The sequence below is a fragment of the Streptomyces sp. NPDC050448 genome, from assembly GCF_040655295.1.
In the GTDB taxonomy this organism is placed as follows: Bacteria; Actinomycetota; Actinomycetes; order Streptomycetales; family Streptomycetaceae; genus Streptomyces.
In genome coordinates, this window is record NZ_JBFAJR010000068.1 from 1 (window position 1) to 17,998 (window position 17,998).

16 protein-coding genes are annotated in these 17,998 nt (G+C 73.2%); 7 read left to right on the forward strand and 9 right to left on the reverse strand.

Annotated features, from left to right (window positions below):
• Positions 1-85 precede the first annotated feature (85 nt).
• A complete protein-coding gene (locus AB0I68_RS37515; RefSeq protein ID WP_363181910.1) occupies positions 86-571 on the reverse strand; it encodes a hypothetical protein in 486 nt (161 codons plus the stop codon).
• Between the two features lie 348 nt (positions 572-919).
• Between AB0I68_RS37515 and AB0I68_RS37520 the strand changes: the two genes are divergently transcribed.
• From AB0I68_RS37520 to AB0I68_RS37535, 4 genes are read left to right on the forward strand one after another with little or no spacing between them, the layout of a single operon-like run.
• On the forward strand, positions 920-3,733 hold the full coding sequence (locus AB0I68_RS37520) for a nitrate- and nitrite sensing domain-containing protein (RefSeq protein WP_363181911.1): 2,814 nt from the start codon (positions 920-922) through the stop codon (positions 3,731-3,733).
• Positions 3,730-4,167: a roadblock/LC7 domain-containing protein gene (locus AB0I68_RS37525; protein WP_363181912.1), complete on the forward strand. Its 438-nt coding sequence runs from the start codon at positions 3,730-3,732 to the stop codon at positions 4,165-4,167. The genes AB0I68_RS37520 and AB0I68_RS37525 overlap by 4 nt, the downstream gene beginning before the upstream one ends.
• 10 nt (positions 4,168-4,177) lie before the next feature.
• Positions 4,178-4,630, forward strand: coding sequence for a DUF742 domain-containing protein (locus AB0I68_RS37530; protein WP_363181913.1), 453 nt, complete (start codon positions 4,178-4,180; stop codon positions 4,628-4,630).
• Positions 4,611-5,237, forward strand: a complete 627-nt coding sequence (locus AB0I68_RS37535; RefSeq protein WP_363181915.1) for an ATP/GTP-binding protein — start codon at positions 4,611-4,613, stop codon at positions 5,235-5,237. The genes AB0I68_RS37530 and AB0I68_RS37535 overlap by 20 nt, the downstream gene beginning before the upstream one ends.
• Before the next feature lie 225 nt (positions 5,238-5,462).
• On the opposite strand, the gene AB0I68_RS37540 is transcribed toward AB0I68_RS37535, so the two are convergent.
• The 4 genes from AB0I68_RS37540 to AB0I68_RS37555 form a co-directional block, all read right to left on the reverse strand.
• On the reverse strand, positions 5,463-6,662 hold the full coding sequence (locus AB0I68_RS37540; RefSeq protein WP_363181916.1) for a lipid-transfer protein: 1,200 nt from the start codon (positions 6,660-6,662) through the stop codon (positions 5,463-5,465).
• Positions 6,659-7,120, reverse strand: coding sequence for a zinc ribbon domain-containing protein (locus AB0I68_RS37545; RefSeq protein WP_363181917.1), 462 nt, complete (start codon positions 7,118-7,120; stop codon positions 6,659-6,661). The genes AB0I68_RS37540 and AB0I68_RS37545 overlap by 4 nt, the downstream gene beginning before the upstream one ends.
• Positions 7,121-7,208: 88 nt before the next feature.
• Complete coding sequence (locus tag AB0I68_RS37550) at positions 7,209-7,547, reverse strand: DUF962 domain-containing protein (protein ID WP_363181918.1); 339 nt, start codon at positions 7,545-7,547, stop codon at positions 7,209-7,211.
• Positions 7,548-7,560: 13 nt separating this feature from the next.
• Positions 7,561-8,241, reverse strand: a complete 681-nt coding sequence (locus AB0I68_RS37555) for a M15 family metallopeptidase (protein WP_363181919.1) — start codon at positions 8,239-8,241, stop codon at positions 7,561-7,563.
• 29 nt (positions 8,242-8,270) lie between these two features.
• Here AB0I68_RS37555 and AB0I68_RS37560 point away from each other — a divergent pair, with 29 nt between their 5' ends.
• Positions 8,271-8,783, forward strand: coding sequence for an NUDIX domain-containing protein (locus AB0I68_RS37560; RefSeq protein WP_363181920.1), 513 nt, complete (start codon positions 8,271-8,273; stop codon positions 8,781-8,783).
• 52 nt (positions 8,784-8,835) lie between these two features.
• Here AB0I68_RS37560 and AB0I68_RS37565 read toward each other — a convergent pair whose 3' ends face one another.
• A complete protein-coding gene (locus AB0I68_RS37565) occupies positions 8,836-9,414 on the reverse strand; it encodes a hypothetical protein (RefSeq protein WP_363181921.1) in 579 nt (192 codons plus the stop codon).
• Between the two features lie 73 nt (positions 9,415-9,487).
• The gene (locus tag AB0I68_RS37570; RefSeq protein WP_363181922.1) at positions 9,488-12,079 is read right to left on the reverse strand and encodes a TIM-barrel domain-containing protein; all 2,592 of its coding nucleotides are present in this window, start codon (positions 12,077-12,079) and stop codon (positions 9,488-9,490) included.
• Between the two features lie 190 nt (positions 12,080-12,269).
• Here AB0I68_RS37570 and AB0I68_RS37575 point away from each other — a divergent pair, with 190 nt between their 5' ends.
• The gene (locus tag AB0I68_RS37575; protein ID WP_363181923.1) at positions 12,270-14,252 is read left to right on the forward strand and encodes an acetoacetate--CoA ligase; all 1,983 of its coding nucleotides are present in this window, start codon (positions 12,270-12,272) and stop codon (positions 14,250-14,252) included.
• Positions 14,253-14,315: 63 nt separating this feature from the next.
• Positions 14,316-15,248 carry a hypothetical protein gene (locus AB0I68_RS37580; RefSeq protein WP_363181924.1) on the forward strand — a complete coding sequence of 311 codons (933 nt, stop codon included), beginning with the start codon at positions 14,316-14,318 and terminating at the stop codon, positions 15,246-15,248.
• 74 nt (positions 15,249-15,322) lie between these two features.
• On the opposite strand, the gene ptsP is transcribed toward AB0I68_RS37580, so the two are convergent.
• Both ptsP and AB0I68_RS37590 read right to left on the reverse strand, forming a co-directional pair.
• Positions 15,323-16,993 (reverse strand): phosphoenolpyruvate--protein phosphotransferase, encoded by a 1,671-nt coding sequence (ptsP, locus tag AB0I68_RS37585; protein WP_363181925.1) that lies wholly within the window; start codon positions 16,991-16,993, stop codon positions 15,323-15,325.
• 74 nt (positions 16,994-17,067) lie between these two features.
• A complete protein-coding gene (locus AB0I68_RS37590; RefSeq protein WP_363181926.1) occupies positions 17,068-17,517 on the reverse strand; it encodes a PTS glucose transporter subunit IIA in 450 nt (149 codons plus the stop codon).
• Positions 17,518-17,998 lie beyond the last annotated feature (481 nt).

Genomic DNA, 17,998 nt, shown 5'->3' on the forward strand with positions numbered 1-17,998 from the left:
CCCACCGCATTGGCTCCCTCCTCCGCCTTGCAATCCACGGCACCAGACGACCCGGGCTATCCGGCCCTGATCCGCCGGACACCCCCTAGCCCCGGCCCGAGCTTGCCTGGTAGCGCCTGTCCGCGCCCGGAGGCGGCCAGGCAGCCGGACGGGCGCCCGCGCCCTCGCCGCCCCGCCGTATTCGGCCCGTCCCGCCGGCCGCCTCCGAGCGGGCCTCCCGGCGGGCCCGGCGCCGCTCGCGCCGGCGGTCCCGCGCCGTGCTGCTCGGCTCCGACACCACCCCGTACCGCTGGTTCCACATCTGCCGGGTGATCAGCACGTCCAGCACGCCCCAGGTGGCCACGACGGTCCCGGCTATCGCGCCGATACCCATCGGGAGGGCCAGCCAGGAGCCCGTGAGCATGAGGAAGAAGGTGACCGTCGCCCCGGTCAGCGTGACGGCCACGATCAGCACCGCCCGCACCGCCGAGTCCCGCACCGGGTCCGGCATCCTGCGCCGCCGGGCCGGCTCTTCCTCCCACAGTGACCGCCCCGGCGCGCCCACCGCGCCGGTGTCCTCGTAGATCCCCATCGCACGCTCCCACCCCAATGAATCCCCTCGAACAGATAGACGTTCGAAGCCGTCGAGAGATTCCCCGTATCGCAGAGTCCTCCCCAGCACCTGCCCATCGCGGAACGAAGAATTCCAGCCATCCATCCGGTTGCGGGAACTGACACCCCACCAAGTGTCATCTGCCACATAACGGGCCGCTCTTGACCGGATGTATCGGACAACTCATGATCTACGCCTGGGCCTCCGGCCGAAAACGTCCGGACACGCCTTCGAAGCCGCCCGCCGGCAGTAGTAGGCTCACGCCGTTTAAATGACGGAACACCACCCCCCGACAACGGGGTTGAGCTGGGGGAGGCTGGGGAGGCCATGCGCTTTCGCGGGAAGTCCATCCGCCGGAAGATCGTGGCGTTGCTCCTTGTGCCGCTCATCTCCCTCACCGCCCTCTGGGGCTTCGCGACCGTGATCACCGGCCGCCAAGCCGTCCAGCTCCTCGACGTCGCCTACGTCATCGACAAGGTCGGCTACCCCGTCGAGGACGTCGTCCGCGTCATCCAGAAGGAACGCCGCCAGACCCTGGTCGTCCTCGGCGACCCCCGCGCCTCCACCGCCACCGCCGAACTCGCCAAGCGCCGCGCCGCCACCGACGAGCTCGTCGACCGGATCGGCAGGAACGCCAAGGACCCCGAGGTCGCCGAGGAGCTGGCCCCGGCGGCCGCCCAGCGCCTCGACTCCATCCTCGACGCCCTCCGCGAGCTCGGCGCACTGCGCCGCTCCGTCGACCAGAACACCCTGGACCCGAGCCAGGCACTGGACCTCTACAGCCGGCTCGTCGACCCGTGCTACGAGTTCCTCATGAACCTCCACGCGCTCGAGAACGTGGAGATGGACAAGCAGGGCCGCGCCCTCGTCGGCATCACCCGCGCCCGCGAGACGCTCTCCCGCGAGGACGCCGTCGTCGCCGCCGCCCTCGCCGCCCGCAACGTCAGCCCCGCGGACATCCGGCACGTCTCCGACTTCGCCGCCAACCGCACCCTGCTGTACGAGTTCAACCTCGAGATCCTCCCGGCCGACGACCGGGAGCTGTTCGAGCAGTACTGGAGCGGCCCCGAGACCAAGCCGCTGCGCGACGCCGAGGAGCGGTTCGTCACCGGCGGCGCCGGCAAGAACCCGCGCATCACCGCCGCCCAGTGGGACGAGGCCGCGAACAAGGTCCTCGACGACCTCGCCACCATGGGCACCGCCGCCGGCGACCGCTACCAAAAGCGCGTCGAACCCGCCGCCATGGACGTCCTGGTCCAGGCGGCCGTCGGCGGCGTCCTCGGCTTCATCGCCCTGATCGTCTCCCTCGTCCTGTCCGTGCGCATCGGCCGCGACCTGGTCCGCGACCTGTCCCGGCTCCGCAAGGAGGCCCACGAGGTCTCCGGCGTCCGGCTGCCCGCCGTGATGCGCCGCCTCGCCGCCGGCGAACACGTCGACATCGAGACCGAGGCACCGCGCCTGGAGTACGAGAAGGACGAGGTCGGCCAGGTCGGCCAGGCCCTCAACACCCTCCAGCGCGCCGCCGTCGAGGCCGCCGTCAAGCAGGCGGAGCTGCGCCGGGGCGTCTCCGAGGTGTTCGTCAACCTGGCCCGCCGCAACCAGGTCCTGCTGCACCGCCAGCTGACCCTGCTCGACACCATGGAGCGGCGCACCGAGGACGCCGAGGAGCTCGCCGACCTCTTCCGCCTCGACCACATGACCACCCGCATGCGCCGCCACGCCGAGGGCCTGGTGATCCTCTCCGGCGCCGCACCCTCCCGCCAGTGGCGCAAGCCCGTCCAGCTCATGGACGTCGTACGGGCCGCCGTCGCCGAGGTCGAGGACTACGAGCGCATCGAGGTACGGCGGCTGCCGCGGCTCGGCATCGTCGGCCCCGCCGTCGCCGACGTCACCCACCTCGTCGCCGAACTCCTCGAGAACGCCACCGTGTTCTCCCCGCCGCACACCGCCGTCCAGGTACACGGCGAGCGCGTGGCCAACGGCTTCACCCTCGAGATCCACGACCGCGGCCTCGGCATGAACCCCGAGGCGCTGCTCGACGCGAACCTCCGGCTCGCCGAGACCCCCGAGTTCGAGCTCTCCGACACCGACCGCCTCGGCCTGTTCGTCGTCAGCCGCCTCGCGCAGCGCCACGACGTCAAGGTCGTCCTCCAGCCCAGCCCGTACGGCGGCACCACCGCCGTGGTGTTCCTCCCGGCGGCCCTGCTCACCGAGGCCCCCGAGACGAACGGCACCGGCCTGCGCCTCGGCGACGGCAAGGGTGGCCGGGCAGTCCAGGGCGGCAAGAACGGCCAGGGCCCCGCCCGGCCCGCACCGGCCGCCGTGGAGCGCACCCCGGCCGGGCGCCCGCTGCCCGCCCCCGAACTGCGCGGCCCCGTCGAACTGGAGGCCCCGATCGGCGTGCTCGGGCTGGACGGCCTCGACGACCCGGCCGCCCTGGACGAGATCACCACCGGGATCGCCGGGCTCACCGGCGTCGGCGGCCGCCCCGCCATGGCCACGCTCGACGACGAGACCCCGCCGAACGGCACGCCGCGCAGCGCCCTGCTGGGGCTCCGCCCGGCGGACCGGCCGCACACCGACCGCAAGGGAGGCCGGGACCGCGACCGCGAGCCACTGGCCCCCACCGGCCCGGTCCGGCTGGACAGCCACCGCCCCGACGCGATCCGCGGCGCCCGCCCGGACGGGCCCCGCTCCCCGGGTGCCGTACCGCTCCCGCGCCGCAGGCCCACCCCGACGCTGGTCGCCGAGCACGGCCGCCGCGTCGAGCCCCGCGTCGTGTCCGCGGTCCCGCAGCCCGCGCCGGACCCGGAGCCGGGCACCCGTCCCGCTACGCCTGCGACCGGTGCCGCCCAGCCCGGTGGCGGCACGCGCGCCAAGGGCCCCGGCGGGCTGCCCAAGCGCGTGCGCCAGGCCAGCCTGGCGCCCCAGTTGAAGAACAGCCCGGCCCCCGCACCGGCCGAAGCCGCCGCCGACCCGGTGGCCGACCGCGACGCGGAAGACGTACGCACGCGTATGTCCGCACTCCAGCGCGGCTGGACGGCGGGCCGCAAGCAGCAGGCACAGCAGCAGTCCGAGACCGGGGCAGGCACTTCCGCCGCCACGGATCGCGGATCCGAAAACGAGGGGAACGGTCGATGACCGCACCGCAGACCGGCAATGACACCCGGAGCCGCGGCTCCGGTCCGCTCAACTGGCTCCTCGACGAGCTCGTCGACCGGGTCGGCAGCATCCGCAAGGCGGTGGTCCTCTCCGGCGACGGTCTGCCCACCGGCAGCTCCAAGGACCTGACCCGCGAGGACAGCGAGCACCTGGCCGCCGTGGCCTCCGGCTTCCACAGCCTGGCCAAGGGCGTCGGCCGCCACTTCGAGTCCGGCAGCGTCCGCCAGACCGTGGTCGAGCTGGACGAGGCCTTCCTCTTCGTCATGGCCGCCGGCGACGGCAGCTGCCTGGCCGTGCTCTCCGATGCCGACTCCGACGTCGGGCAGGTCGCGTACGAGATGACCCTGATGGTCAAGCGGGTAGGCGACCACCTGGCGACCACTCCCCGCTCCGGGCTGCCATCCGGAGGGTGAGGCGGACGGCATGAGCGATCCAGGCCAGAACCGCCCGGACCATCCGGCGGGTGCCCCCGGCGCGCCGGGGGCACCGCAGGAGCCCGCCCACCCGCACTGGTTCGACGACGAAGCGGGCCCCGTCGTACGCCCGTACGCCATGACCCGGGGCCGGACCAGCCACGCCGGCCAGCACCGGCTCGACCTGATCGCGCTCGTCGTCGCCGAACCGGCGGCCGACGATCCGGTCTGGGACATGACCCTGTCCCCGGAACACGCCCACATCCTTGGGCTGTGCCGGGAGCGGCCGCAGTCGGTCGCCGAACTCGCGGCCGAACTCGACCTCGCGGTCGGGGTCGTACGCGTCCTGATCGGAGACCTGGTCGACGAGGAACTGGTCCATGTGACCCGGCCGGTACCGCCGGCCGAACTGCCCGATGAATCCATTCTGCGTGAGGTGATCGATGGCCTTCGGGCGCTCTAGCCGCACCGGCGCGATGCACGCCGTGTCGCCGGTCGAGCCGCTGACCTTGAAGATCCTGGTCGCGGGCGGCTTCGGGGCGGGCAAGACCACGCTGGTCAGTGCGGTGAGCGAGATCAGACCGCTGCGGACCGAGGAGCTGCTGTCCGAGCCGGGCGTCGGCATCGACGACACCGGGGGAGTGGAGGGCAAGAGCACCACCACCGTGGCGATGGACTTCGGGCGCATCACGCTGCGCGAGGACCTGGTCCTGTACCTGTTCGGCACGCCCGGACAGGACCGCTTCTGGTTCCTGTGGGACGAGCTGGCCCAGGGCGCGCTCGGCGCCGTGGTCCTCGCCGACACCCGCCGTCTCGCCGACTGCTTCGCCGCGGTCGACTACTTCGAGCGGCGGGGGATCCCGTTCGTGGTCGCCGTCAACTGCTTCGACGGGGCCGAACGCCATCCGGTGGTGACCGTACGGGAGGCGCTCGACCTCGATCCCGGGGTGCCGGTGCTCCTGTGCGACGCCCGGGACCGGGAGTCCGTGAAGGACGTGCTGGTCGGGGTCGTGGAACACGCGATGTCGCTGGCGCGGGCCCGGCGCCGGGACCTGACCGCCGGGACCTGAGGGCCGCGCGCACAGAGAGGCGGCCCGTACCCCCGCCGACTGGGGTACGGGCCGCAGCTCTCATGGGGGGGATGAAGGGCCTCGGTCGCGGCGTCTTACGCGGCGCGAGACTGTGGAGCGAGTGTGAACCCGCCGCCGGGGGCCGTCAAGCGTTCGGACAACAGACCCTGTTCGTGGTCCGTGCCCGGCCGCCGCCGTCTCTTCGGCGTAGCCGCCGCGTCACCGTCACCGCACCGCGACGACGGCCGATCCGTGCCCGAACAGCCCCTGGTTCGCGGTGATCCCGGCACGTGCCCCCGGCACCTGCCGGTCCCCGGCCGTACCGCGCAACTGCCAGGTCAGCTCGCACACCTGGGCGATGGCCTGCGCCGGCACCGCCTCCCCGAAGGAGGCCAGCCCGCCGCTGGCGTTGACCGGCACCCGCCCGCCGAGTGCCGTCGCGCCCTCCCGTACGAGCTTGGCCCCCTCGCCCTCGGCGCACAGGCCGATGTCCTCGTACCACTCCAGCTCCAGGGCGGTGGAGAGGTCGTACACCTCGGCGAGCGAGAGGTCTCCGGGCCCGAGCCCGGCCTCCTCGTACGCGGCACGGGCGATCGACGCCCGGAACGAGCCCGGCGCCGGCCGTACGGCGGTCACCGAGTCGGTCGCGATGTCGGGGAGGTCGAGGACCGTACGGGGATACGCCGGCGTCACCGTCGACACCGCCCGGATCCGCACCGGGTCGGCGATCCCGCGCGAGCGCGCGAAGTCCATGCTGCAGAGGACCAGCGCCGCGCCCCCGTCCGAGGTGGCGCAGATGTCGAGCAGCCGCAGTGGATCGGCGACGACCGCCGACTCCGCGACCTCCTCGGCCGTGACCGCCTTGCGGTAGCGGGCGTGCGGGTTGAGGGCGCCGGCCGCGGCGTTCTTGACCTTCACCTGCGCGAAATCCTCGAGCGTGTCCCCGTACACGGCCATCCGGCGGCGCGCGTACAGGGCGAAGTACGCCGGGTTCGTCGCACCCAGTAGGCGGAACCGCAGCCAGTCGGGATCGTCGGGCCGGTCCCCGCCCGCCGGGGCGAAGAACCCCTTGGGCGCCGCGTCCGCGCCGACCACCAGGACGACGTCGGCCAGCCCGGCCAGGATCTGAGCCCGCGCCGCACCGATGGCCTGGGCCCCGGAGGCGCATGCGGCGTACACGCTGGTCACCCGCGCGCCCTGCCAGCCGAGGGCCCGCGCGAAGGTCGCGCCGGCCACATAGCCGGGGTAGCCGGAGCGCACGGTGTCGGCACCGACGATCGACTGGACGTCGGCCCATTCCAGCCCGGCGTCGGCGAGCGCGGTCCGGGCCGCGGCCCGCCCGTACTCGACGAAGCTGCGGCCCCACTTGCCCCAGGGATGCATACCGGCCCCGAGGACGGCGATGTCGGCGACGGCGGCGGTCACGCGCCCACCCCCACGGGCCGGAACCGCCAGGTCGTCCAGACGGTCCCGGTGCCGGTGTCCTCGTTCAGCACACCGCCGACCACCTCGACTTCCATCCCGACCGCCAGATCGGCGACGGTGACCCCGGGAGCCGCCTGCCCGAGCACGACCATCCCCTCGGCCTCCAGCTCCACCGCGACCAGGGTGTACGGCTCCCAGGGCGCGTCCGGGTCGGACACGTACGGCGCGGGCGGCCGGTACCGCCCGTCGGTGTAGGACCAGACCCGGCCCCGCGGGGACAGCGGCACCTCGGCGAGCACGCCGTCGCCGGGACAGTGCGGGTTGCGGCAGTACGCGTCCTCGCGGGGGAAGAACACCGCGGTGCAGGCGGAACAGCGGGTGCCGAGCAGGCGGAAGCCGCCCTCCGCGCCCGCGTCGGTGAACCACCCGCTCACCACGGGTGTACGTGTGCGTTCCAAGACCCCTCCCGAGCGCTGGCATGTGACGGCCTGGCCGGCCGGCTATCTGACGAAGCGTCAGAAGTCTGCCACGGGAGGGCGGGGCGGGTCACCGGTTCTCGGCGAGCCACTTCTGCGCGATCTCGGCCAGCTCCGCGTCCCGCCCGGCCAGCATCATCCGGATCATCTGCGCATCCCCGCGCAGCGACCATCCGGGGTGCCCGAAGGTGGCCGGGTTGTTCCCCTCGATCAGGAAGTGCGCGGGCCAGGCGGTCCCGTACCCGATGAGGGGGAGCGCGGCGAGGTAGCGCCTGCGGCCCCGCGCCACGCCGTAGGCGGTGAGGGCGAGCCCGGTGAGGGTGCCGGCGAGGTGGACCCACCGCGTGGCGGCGCGGGAGTGCATGGCGACGTAGTAGGGCCAGAACTCCTCGTACTTACGGAATGTCATGGCGGCACGGTACTCACGGCCGGACCGAGGCGACAGCGACCGGGAAGTCGAAGAAGGAATCGGGAAAGGCCTCGGGCTTGAACGTGAAATGCCACCACTCCTCGGGCAGGTTCACGAACCCCTGCGCGGCGAGCACCTGCTTGAGCAGCTCCCGGTTGGCGCGGGCGGCGCCGGTGATCCGCGGGTCGTCGGTGTGCGAGAGCGGATCGAAGCGGTCGAAAGGGGTCCCCATGTCGACGGGCCGGCGCAGCGGCAGCCGCACCAGGGTCACATCGACCGTACTCCCGCGGCTGTGCCCGGACTTCTCGGCGATGTACCCGTCGGGAATCAGCCGCTCCTTGTCGACCTCCGGATAGAACTCCGCTTTCGTGGACTGGTCCCGCAGATCCGCCGCCCACCGCACGAAGCGGTCCACCGCGCGCTGCGGCCGGTAGCAGTCGTACACCGTCAGCGCGTACCCGCGCCGCAACAACTCCCGCTGGGCGCTGCGCAACGCCTCGGCGGCGGGGCGGGCGAGCAGGCAGACGGGCTCCTCGTACCCGTCCACGACCGTGCCGGTGAAGTTGTGGGCGGTGGCGTACCTGATGTCCTGGCCGATGGTGGGATCGACCTCCCTCAGCGCCACGAACCCGGGCGGCGCCGATCCCCCGGCGAGCAACGCCGCACAGCCCACGACTCCCACAACCGCAAGCACCCTCATACCCCTTGGCATACCATCGCGGCATGCAGGCACAGCCGAAGGACTCGCACTGCTCCACCTGCGGATCGCTGTTCGACACGACCGCCTGGCCCCGTACGTGCGCCTCGTGCGGCGCCGTCACGTACCGCAACCCGCTCCCGGTGGCCGTCACGCTGCTCCCGGTCGAGGACGAGGCGGGCACCGGCCTGGTGGTGATCACCCGCACCATCGAGCCGGCCCTCGGGGGCATCGCCCTGCCGGGCGGCTTCATGGACTTCGGCGAGGACTGGCGCGACGCCGTCGTCCGCGAGCTGCGCGAGGAGACGGGCATCCACGCCCCGGCCTCGGAGGTCACCCTGGCCGACGCGATGAGCAGCCCGGCGGGCCACCTGCTGCTCTTCGGACTGCTGCCCCTGCGCCCGACGGCATCCCTCCCGCCGTCGACCCCGACGGACGAGACGACGGGCTGGCACGTCCTGCGCACCCCGACGCAGCTGGCGTTCCCGCTGCACACCCGGGCTGCGGCGGCGTGGTTCGCGGGACGCTACGGCGATTGACGGCGGGGCGGGCGGGCCGGGGCCGGCGGGATCTCGACCGGCCGCCCTCCGCTCACACCCCCAGGTCCATCACGAAGCCCGCCATCGTCACCACCGCGACGGCCGCCGCCGTCACCGTCAGACCCCGCCCCCACAACGCCCGCAACGGCACCGGCCGGACCCGCAAGCACGCCCCCGCGATCATCGGGAGCACCGCGCTGGCGGCCGTGCACGCCCAGACCGCCCCGAACCCGGGAGCCGACGCCACGTGGTCGCGCAGCCACCCGTGGGCCAGCAGGGCCGGCGGCGCCGAGACCGGCACCAGCAGGGCCAGGACCGCGACCGGCTCCGGCCACGCCGTCAGACGGGCCGTCAGGCGCCCCAGTACCGCCAAGGGCTTGACGAGCAGCAGCCCGTGCAGGAATCCCGCCGCCACCGCAGCGACCGACCCGATCCCGAACATCACCAGGAATCCGACCGGGGACGCCTCCTGCGTCGCGACGAGCAGCCCCCACGCCAGCAGCAGCTGGCAGGCGCCCACGACCTCCGCTCCCGGTGCGACGTCCCACCGGCGCGGGCGGCGCAGCGCCCGCAGCCGGGGCACGTACGCCCGCGCGGGCCGCGCAGGGTTGGCCGGGCCCGCCAAAACCATCACAAACCCCCTGATCGACGCTCCAGCGGCAGCACAGTCGGTCCGCCGCACAGGGGCAGGGTCCCCCGACCGCCTAGAGCGGACCTACATCCGCGCTGGAATGCGCCCCGGAAGCGGCCCCGGAGGCAGATTCGGATCCCGAGCCGGTAGTCGCCCCGGATCCAGGCCCGGTAGCTGTCCCGGATCCCGAGCCGGTACCCGCCCCGGAACCAGCCCCGGACGCCGCCCCGGAACCAGGTCCGTCAGCCGCGCCGGCAGCCGCCCCGGAACCAGGTCCGGCAGGGCCCTCGCGGTCGAGTCCCCGTACCTCCACCCCCTCCACGGGCTCCCCGGCCTCGTTCTCCACCACCACCGCGTCCCCCAGCCACCGCACCGTGTACCGCGCGACCTCGCCCGGCTCGAAGCCCGGTCCCGGATCCCCGATCACCACCCCGCCGCCCGTCCGCCCCCGTGCCGGAGCCCATGCCTCCAGGGCCACCCCGTCCTCACCGGGCCGGCGGACCGGCAGCACCGCCCCCGCCCGGGCCAGTACCGGGATCCGCCCCGGCGGGGCGTCCAGCAGGATCTGTCCGGGGCCCTCGTACGCCGCCCCGGTCGCGGTGTCGTACCACCGCCCCCGGGGCAGCCGGACCGCCCGCCGGTCCGCCCCGCACTCCAGCACCGGAGCCACCAGCAGCGCGTCGCCGAGCAGGAACGCGTCCTCGCAGTCCCGCAGCACCCGGTCCTCCGGCGCCCCCCACCACAGCGGCCGGACGTACGGGGCCCCCGTCCGCCGGGCCAGCTGGGCCAGCATCAGGAAGTACGGCCGCAGCCGCTCCCGCTCCGCCAGCACGGCCCGCGCCCGTTCCTCCACCTCCGGCCCGAACTCCCACGGCTCCCGCCGCCCGGCCCAGATCGCCGAGTGGGTCCGGAACAGCGGCAGGTACGACCCCAGCTGGAGCCACCGCAGGTACAGCTCCGGCGAGGGCGAGCCCCCGAAACCGCCGACGTCCGGGCCCGAGTACGGCACCCCGCACAGGCCGAGCCCCAGCACCAGCGCCAGCGAGGCCCGCAGCCCCTCCCAGCCGGTCTCCACGTCCCCGGACCAGGTGCCCCCGTACCTCTGCATCCCCGCCCACCCCGACCGGGAGAACAGGAACGGCCGCTCGTCGGGCCGCAGCCGCACCAGCCCCTCCCAGCCCGCCCGCGCCATCCCGAGCGCATACACGTTGTGCGCGGCCCGGTGGTCCCCGCCGGCGCCGTCCATCGCGTGCCGCGCCGAACGGGGAAGCGTCATGTCCCCGAACGGTGCGAAGGACACCGGCTCGTTCATGTCGTGCCACACCCCGGAGAAGCCCTGCTCCAGCCGCTCCGCGTACAGCCCGCCCCACCACGAGCGCACCGCCGGATCCGTGAAGTCCGGGTACGCGCACTCACCGGGCCAGACCTCGCCCCGCACCTCCTGCCCCTGCGCATCCCGTACGAAGGCCCCGCCCGCCCCCACCGCGCGGCCCGACTCGTGGACGGCGTCGCCCGCCTTCACCGCCGGGTCGACGATCGACACGAGCCGTACGCCCTGCTCCCGCAGCTCCCGCGCCAGCCCCGGCAGATCAGGGAACCGCTCCCGGTCGACCGTGAAGACACGGTGCTCGTCGTAGTGGTCGATGTCCAGGTGCACGGCCGACAGCGGGAGCCCGCGCGCGGTGTAGCCGGACACCACCCGCCGCACCTCCCGCGCGCTCCCGAACCCCCACCGCGCGTGCTGGTACCCGAGCGCCCACTCGGGCGGTACGGCGGCCCCGCCGGTCAGCCCCGCCCAGCCCTGCAGCACCCGCGCCGGCGTCCCCACCAGCACCCAGCACCTGAGCGGCCCGCCCTCCATGCGCAGCTCGCTCGCCCCAGGCCGGTCCGCCCCGGACCCGGCGCCCTCCTCGCCCTCGCGCAGCACCACCCGGCCGTCCCAGGAATTGTCGTGGAACACCAGGTGGGTTCCCGCGTCCGCGACCACCATCTGCACCGGCATGGTGATGTACAGCGGATCGTCGCCGGGCCCGAAGCCGCCCTTGGGGTCCGTGTTCCACAGCCGGTACACCCCGTCCCGCAGCCGCGGCCCGCCGGCCCGCCCGCCCAGCCCGAAGAACCGGGCGTCCGCCGGCACCTCGGCCCGCTGGAGCCAGCGCGACTCGACCGGCTCCCCCGGGACCGGCTCCCCCGGGACCGGCTCCGCCGGCTCCCACCAGCGCGGCGGCAGCTCCCGGCGCAGCACCGTCCCGCCCGGCGTGCGCACCTCGATCGCCCCGAGCCGGGACACCGCCACCGTCACCCGCTCCGACACCACCCGCCAGCCGCCGCCGGTGTCCGGTTCCAGCGAGGCCCGCGGGTCGGGCTCCGGCCCGCTGCCGACCAGCGCGTACGAGGGCGTCGGCCCGGCCCCGTCCCAGCCCCAGAACACCGCGCCGCCCGCCGTGACCCGTACGAGCAGCTCCGATCGGGCGAACCGCAGCACCCCGCCGCCCGGCCGCGGTTCCGTACCGGTCAGCAGACCCGGCACGCGGGCCCGCTCCGCGCCCCGGCGCGGGAGCCCCACCGCGTCCGCGCGCCGGTGGCGCCAGGCCGAGCGCCATGCGCGCCGTCCGCGCTCCGTACCGATCTCTTTCACCGCACGCACCAGATCGCGACCGTTCATGCTGCTCACCCTGCCACCGGCCGCCGGGCGAGCGGGCTGCGTTCAACTTCCGTTCACTCGTCCATGGCGCCTCTGGTGCGGATCTAGATCGCATGGCATGGTCCCTGTGAGCCGCCGCGCGCACACCCACCGCGCGATGGCACCGTACGCACACCACGCGCGAGGCGCAGACTTGACCGGGAGCCGACCCATGACCGCAGCCACCCAGCCGGAACCCCTCTGGTCCCCGGGCCCCGACCGCATCGCCGCGGCCCGCATCACCGCGTTCCAGGCCTGGGCCGCCGAGCGGTTCGGAGCCCCTGCGGACGGCGGCTACCCCGCGCTGCACAGCTGGTCCGTCGACGAGCTCGACACCTTCTGGCAGGCCGTCGCCGAATGGTTCGAGGTCCGGTTCACCACCCCGTACGAGTCCGTCCTCGCGGACCGCTCCATGCCGGGCGCGCGCTGGTTCGCGGGCGCCACCCTCAACTACGCCGAGCACGCCCTGCGCGCCGCCGAGGATCCGGCGCGCGCGGACGACGCCGCCCTGCTGTACGTGGACGAGACCCACGAAGCCACCCCCGTGACCTGGGCCGAGCTCCGCCGCCAGGTCGGCGCACTCGCCGCCGAGCTGCGCGCCCTCGGCGTGCGCCCCGGCGACCGGGTGAGCGGCTACCTCCCCAACATCCCCGAGGCCGTCACCGCGCTCCTCGCGACCGCCGCCGTCGGCGCCGTGTGGACGTCCTGCGCCCCCGACTTCGGCGCCCGCAGCGTCCTGGACCGCTTCCAGCAGGTCGAGCCGGTGGTCCTGTTCACCGTCGACGGCTACCGCTACGGCGGCAAGGAGCACGACCGCCGCGACACCGTCGCCGAGCTGCGCGCCGAGCTCCCCTCGCTGCGCGCGGTCGTCCACATCCCGCTGCTCGGCACCGCGGCTCCCGAGGGCGCCCTCGCCTGGTCGGACCTGACCTCCGCCACCGCCGAGCCGGTCTTCGAGGCGGTCCCCTTCGACCACCCGCTCTGGGTGCTCTACTCCTCCGGCACGACGGGCCTGCCCAAGGCGATCGTGCAGTCCCAGGGCGGCATCCTCCTGGAGCACCTGAAGCAGCTCGGCCTGCACTGCGACCTCGGCCCCGAGGACCGGTTCTTCTGGTACACCTCCACGGGCTGGATGATGTGGAACTTCCTCGTCTCCGGCCTGCTCACCGGTACGACGGTCGTCCTGTACGACGGCAGCCCGGGCTACCCCGACACCGGTGCCCAGTGGCGGATCGCGGAGCGGACCAAGGCCACCCTGTACGGGACCTCCGCCGCGTACGTCATGGCCTGCCGCAAGGCGGACGTCCACCCCGCGCGCGACTTCGACCTCTCCGCCGTGAAGTGCGTGGCGACGACGGGCTCGCCGCTGCCGCCCGACGGCTTCCGCTGGCTGCACGACGAGGTGGCGGAAGACCTCTGGATCGCCTCCGTCAGCGGCGGCACGGACGTCTGCAGCTGCTTCGCCGGGGCCGTCCCCACCCTCCCCGTCCACATCGGCGAGCTGCAGGCCGCCTGCCTCGGCACCGACCTGCAGTCCTGGGACCCGTCCGGCAAGCCGCTGACCGGGGAGGTCGGCGAGCTGGTCGTCACCAGCCCCATGCCCTCCATGCCGATCCGCTTCTGGAACGACCCGGACGGCAGCCGCTACCGCGACAGCTACTTCGAGATGTTCCCCGGCGTCTGGCGCCACGGGGACTGGATCACCCTCACCGACCACGGCTCGGTGGTCATCCACGGCCGCTCCGACTCCACCCTCAACCGGCAGGGCGTCCGGATGGGCTCCGCCGACATCTACGAGGCCGTCGAGCGACTCCCCGAGATCAGGGAATCCCTCGTGATCGGCCTGGAGGAGCCGAACGGGGGCTACTGGATGCCGCTGTTCGTCCACCTCGCACCCGGCGCCACCCTCGACGACGACCTCCGGGGCCGCATCAAGGCGACGATCCGCGAGGAGCTCTCCCCGCGCCACGTCCCCGACGAGGTCATCGAGGTCCCGGCCATCCCGCACACCCTCACGGGCAAGCGCATCGAGGTCCCGGTCAAGCGCCTCCTCCAGGGCACGCCCATGGCCAAGGCGGTCAACCCCGGCTCGGTCGACAACCTCGACCTCCTGCACTTCTACGAGGAGCTGGCCCGTACCCGCACCCGCGGCTGAGGTCACTGTCAGTGGCCTTGGTTACTGTGAGTGAGCAATCGAATGCGCCACTCAGGGGGAGCCATGCCACGGACGCGCCACCACAACGGCCGCACCACCGGCCACACGATCAGCCGCACCACCCGGCGCCGCATGCTGCGCCGCGAAGTCCCCGGCACCGTCGGCCTCCTGGCCGACGCCCGGGACTTCGCGGCCATGCGCGGCTACCGCAGCTTCACATTCGATCACCACGACGATTACACCGACTACCTCCGCCACGTCGACGGCCTGCTCCGGTCCCTCGCGGCCCAAGGCATCCACACCACCGTCGCCCTCTTCGACCCGGACGAGTACGCCCAGTTCTGCACGGAACACGGCATCGACCCGGACACCGCCGAAGCCCGCACCCGCTTCACCGCCGAACTGGCCGGCACCAGCGCCGTGCTGCCCTACACCGGCCAGCCCATCGACGAACTCGTCCCGCTCCTCGTCGACGAGGCCGTCCGCCAGGCCACCTGGGAGTACGCCACCACGCTGCTCGCCGGCGTGGGCAGGTGCGCCGACTGCGGCGAGGACATCGGCCACGCCTCCTTCGCACGGGCCGCCGACACGCTCACCCGCCTCGTCGACGGGGCCGGACCCGGCCATCACCATCTCGTGTGCAGCGTCCCGACCCAGGACGAACAGCTCGTCGCCGTCCTGCACGCCGAGGTCGCCGAGGACCCGGACGGCCCACCGCGCATCGAGGGCCCCGAAAGCCTCGACTTCGTGAGCGTCCTCGCCGCCGGCCTCGCCCTCGGCGGCCCCGGGGGACTGGTGCTGCGCAGCACTACCGGAGGCCATCCCGACCGGGTCCACGGCTGGCGCCTCGACCGCGGCCGCCTGGTCCCGCTCTCCGCGGCAGCGGTGTTCAACGCCTACTGCACGGACGCCGACACCGGAGACCCCGTGGCCCCCGAGCCCGGCGTCGAATACTGCCCCGGCTACGAGGTGGACGGCCCCACCCCGCACCACTAGACCGGTCCGCCGGCCAACGACCGAGGGGCCCCCGCCATCGGCGAAGGCCCCTCGGCCTACAACACCCCGCCCGGCTACTCGCCGGACAGCACCGCCTGAGCGGCCACGCGGGCCTCCTCGGCGCTGTCCGCCGCACGCGCCGCGGCCGCGGCACGCTCGCACTGGGCCAGCGTGTGCTTGGCGAGCGTCGCCCGCACGTAGGGAATCGAAGCGGCCCCCATGGAGAGGGAGGTGACACCCAGACCCGTCAGCACACAGGCCAGCAGCGGGTCGGAAGCCGCCTCGCCACAGACACCGCAGCTCTTGCCCTCCGCCTTGGCGGCCTCGGCCGACATGGCGATCAGATCGAGCAGCGCCGGCTGCCACGGGTCCTGCAGCCGCGACACCGCACCCACCTGACGGTCGGCGGCGAAGGCGTACTGCGCCAGGTCGTTGGTGCCCAGCGACAGAAACTCGACCTCCTGCAGGATCGAGCGCGCCCGGAGCGCGGCGGAGGGGATCTCCACCATCGCGCCGAACTTCGCCTTCAGCCCGGCCTCGCGGCACGCGTCCGCGAACGCCTTCGCGTCGGTCCGGTCGGCCACCATCGGAGCCATGACCTCGAGGTAGACCGGCAGGCCCTCGGCCGCCCTGGCCAGCGCGGTGAGCTGCGTACGCAACACGACCGGGTGGTCCAGCAGCGACCGCAGGCCGCGCACACCCAGTGCCGGGTTCGGCTCGTCGGCCGGCGTCAGGAAGTCCAGCGGCTTGTCGGCGCCGGCGTCCAGGACGCGTACGACGACACGACCCTGGGGGAAGGCCTCGAGCACCTTGCGGTACGACTCGATCTGCTTCTCCTCGGACGGTGCCTTCTTGCTGTCGTCCAGGAACAGGAACTCGGTGCGGAACAGGCCCACACCCTCGGCACCGGCCTCCACGGCCGCCGGCACGTCCGCCGGACCGCCGACGTTGGCCAGCAGCGGCACCTTGTGACCGTCGGAGGTCGCGCCCGGACCGGACGAGGCCGCGAGAGCGGCCTTGCGCTCGGCGGCCGCGGCCTCGAGCTCGGCACGCTTCTCCGCAGTCGGGTCCACGAAGAGGTCACCCGTGCTGCCGTCCACGGCGATCATGGTGCCCTCGGCGATCTCACTGGCACCCGGCAGCGCCACGATCGCCGGCACGCCCAGCGCCCGCGCGAGAATCGCGCTGTGGCTGGTCGGGCCGCCTTCCTCGGTGACGAAGCCGAGGACGAGCGTCGGGTCGAGCAGAGCGGTGTCGGCGGGGGCCAGGTCCCGCGCGATCAGCACGTACGGCTCGTCGCTGTCCGGCACACCCGGCATCGGCACGCCGAGCAGCCGCGCCACGATCCGGTTCCGTACGTCGTCCAGGTCGGCCACCCGGCCGGCCATGTACTCCCCGGCCCCCGCGAGGAGGTCGCGGTACGAGGCGAACGCGTCGTACACCCCGCGCTCGGCGGTGCTGCCGACGGCGATGCGCCGGTCGACGTCCGCCATCAGCTCGGGGTCCGTGGCGATCATCGCCTGGGCCTCGAGCACGTGCTGAGCCTCGCCACCGGCCAGCTGGCCGCGCGCCATCAGGTCGGCGGATACAGCCTCCACGGCCTTGCGGGCGCGCCCCTGTTCGCGCTCCGCCTCGTCCGCGGTGATCTGCTTGGCCGGCGGCTCGAGAACCGCCGTGCCCATGTGCCGCACCTCGCCGATCGCCACACCGTGGCTCACGCCGACGCCTCGCAGCGTTGTCTCCATTTCACCCGTCTCCGATTGAGCGGCGGGCCCAGCCGCCGCGGTGGATGTCCGACTCGCCCTTGCGGGCGGACACGTCACTGCCAGCTGAAGAGTGCGTCGTCGGCCTTCACGTCTCCGGACTCGACGACGTCGGAGAGGGAGTCCGCCGTCGCCTCCAGCGCCACGATGGGGCAGATCGGCGACTTGCCGGCTTCTTCGACGGCCTGCGGGTTCCAGCGGATGACGCCCTGACCACGGGCCACGGTGTCGCCCTTGTTGACGAGCAGCTCGAAGCCCTCGCCGTTGAGCTGGACGGTGTCGATCCCGAGGTGGGTGAGTACGCCGTGTCCTTGGCCGTCGACGACGACGTACGCGTGCGGGTGCAGGGAGACGATCACGCCGTCGACGGGGGACACCGCCTCCGAGGGCTCACGCACGGGATCAATGGCGGTGCCCGGGCCCACCATTGCGCCGGAGAACACCGGATCGGGCACTGCCGCGAGTCCGATGGCGCGCCCGGCAAGTGGGGACGTCACGAGGGTCATGGGGGGCCTCCCAGGGGTGGGGCTTCGTCGTGTCGCCGTCACAACCTGTGCTGTGACGGCGTACTTTCAGAAGGGTATGTCATGACACGTCCCGGTTCGCGTGAAGTGAACCCCCTGCTGGAGGCCACGACGCGCTGCCGCGGCGACGTAGTGGACTAGACCATACGCCTGAATCGATTTGCTTGGGCACCACGGGCCCTGTACTGTCGTGACTCCCGCCAGGACGTGCCGCGTGAACATCTCGCGAACAACCGATGGACGGGAATCCTCCTCTTCAGTACCGATCTTGATCCGTGCTGCTCCTTGTATGCCTTTTCGGCAAAACGAGTGAGTGGTCAAGGAGATGGAAAAGCCCTGATAGAGTCGGAATCGCCGGAAAGGGAAAGCGCGAAAGCGAAGGACCTGGAAAGCAAGCGAGACCGACTCTGATAGAGTCGGAAACGCAAGAACGAAAGCCCGGAGGAAAGCCCGAGAGGGTGAG

Bases quoted from the DNA above. Each gene is read 5' to 3' on its own strand.
- AB0I68_RS37515 (WP_363181910.1), bottom strand. From the start codon at position 571: ATGGGGATCTACGAGGACACCGGCGCGGTGGGCGCGCCGGGGCGGTCA.
- AB0I68_RS37520 (WP_363181911.1), top strand. From the start codon at position 920: ATGCGCTTTCGCGGGAAGTCCATCCGCCGGAAGATCGTGGCGTTGCTC.
- AB0I68_RS37525 (WP_363181912.1), top strand. From the start codon at position 3,730: ATGACCGCACCGCAGACCGGCAATGACACCCGGAGCCGCGGCTCCGGT.
- AB0I68_RS37530 (WP_363181913.1), top strand. From the start codon at position 4,178: ATGAGCGATCCAGGCCAGAACCGCCCGGACCATCCGGCGGGTGCCCCC.
- AB0I68_RS37535 (WP_363181915.1), top strand. From the start codon at position 4,611: ATGGCCTTCGGGCGCTCTAGCCGCACCGGCGCGATGCACGCCGTGTCG.
- AB0I68_RS37550 (WP_363181918.1), bottom strand. From the start codon at position 7,547: ATGACATTCCGTAAGTACGAGGAGTTCTGGCCCTACTACGTCGCCATG.
- AB0I68_RS37560 (WP_363181920.1), top strand. From the start codon at position 8,271: ATGCAGGCACAGCCGAAGGACTCGCACTGCTCCACCTGCGGATCGCTG.
- AB0I68_RS37565 (WP_363181921.1), bottom strand. From the start codon at position 9,414: ATGGTTTTGGCGGGCCCGGCCAACCCTGCGCGGCCCGCGCGGGCGTAC.
- AB0I68_RS37570 (WP_363181922.1), bottom strand. From the start codon at position 12,079: ATGAACGGTCGCGATCTGGTGCGTGCGGTGAAAGAGATCGGTACGGAG.
- AB0I68_RS37575 (WP_363181923.1), top strand. From the start codon at position 12,270: ATGACCGCAGCCACCCAGCCGGAACCCCTCTGGTCCCCGGGCCCCGAC.
- AB0I68_RS37580 (WP_363181924.1), top strand. From the start codon at position 14,316: ATGCCACGGACGCGCCACCACAACGGCCGCACCACCGGCCACACGATC.
- ptsP (WP_363181925.1), bottom strand. From the start codon at position 16,993: ATGGAGACAACGCTGCGAGGCGTCGGCGTGAGCCACGGTGTGGCGATC.
- AB0I68_RS37590 (WP_363181926.1), bottom strand. From the start codon at position 17,517: ATGACCCTCGTGACGTCCCCACTTGCCGGGCGCGCCATCGGACTCGCG.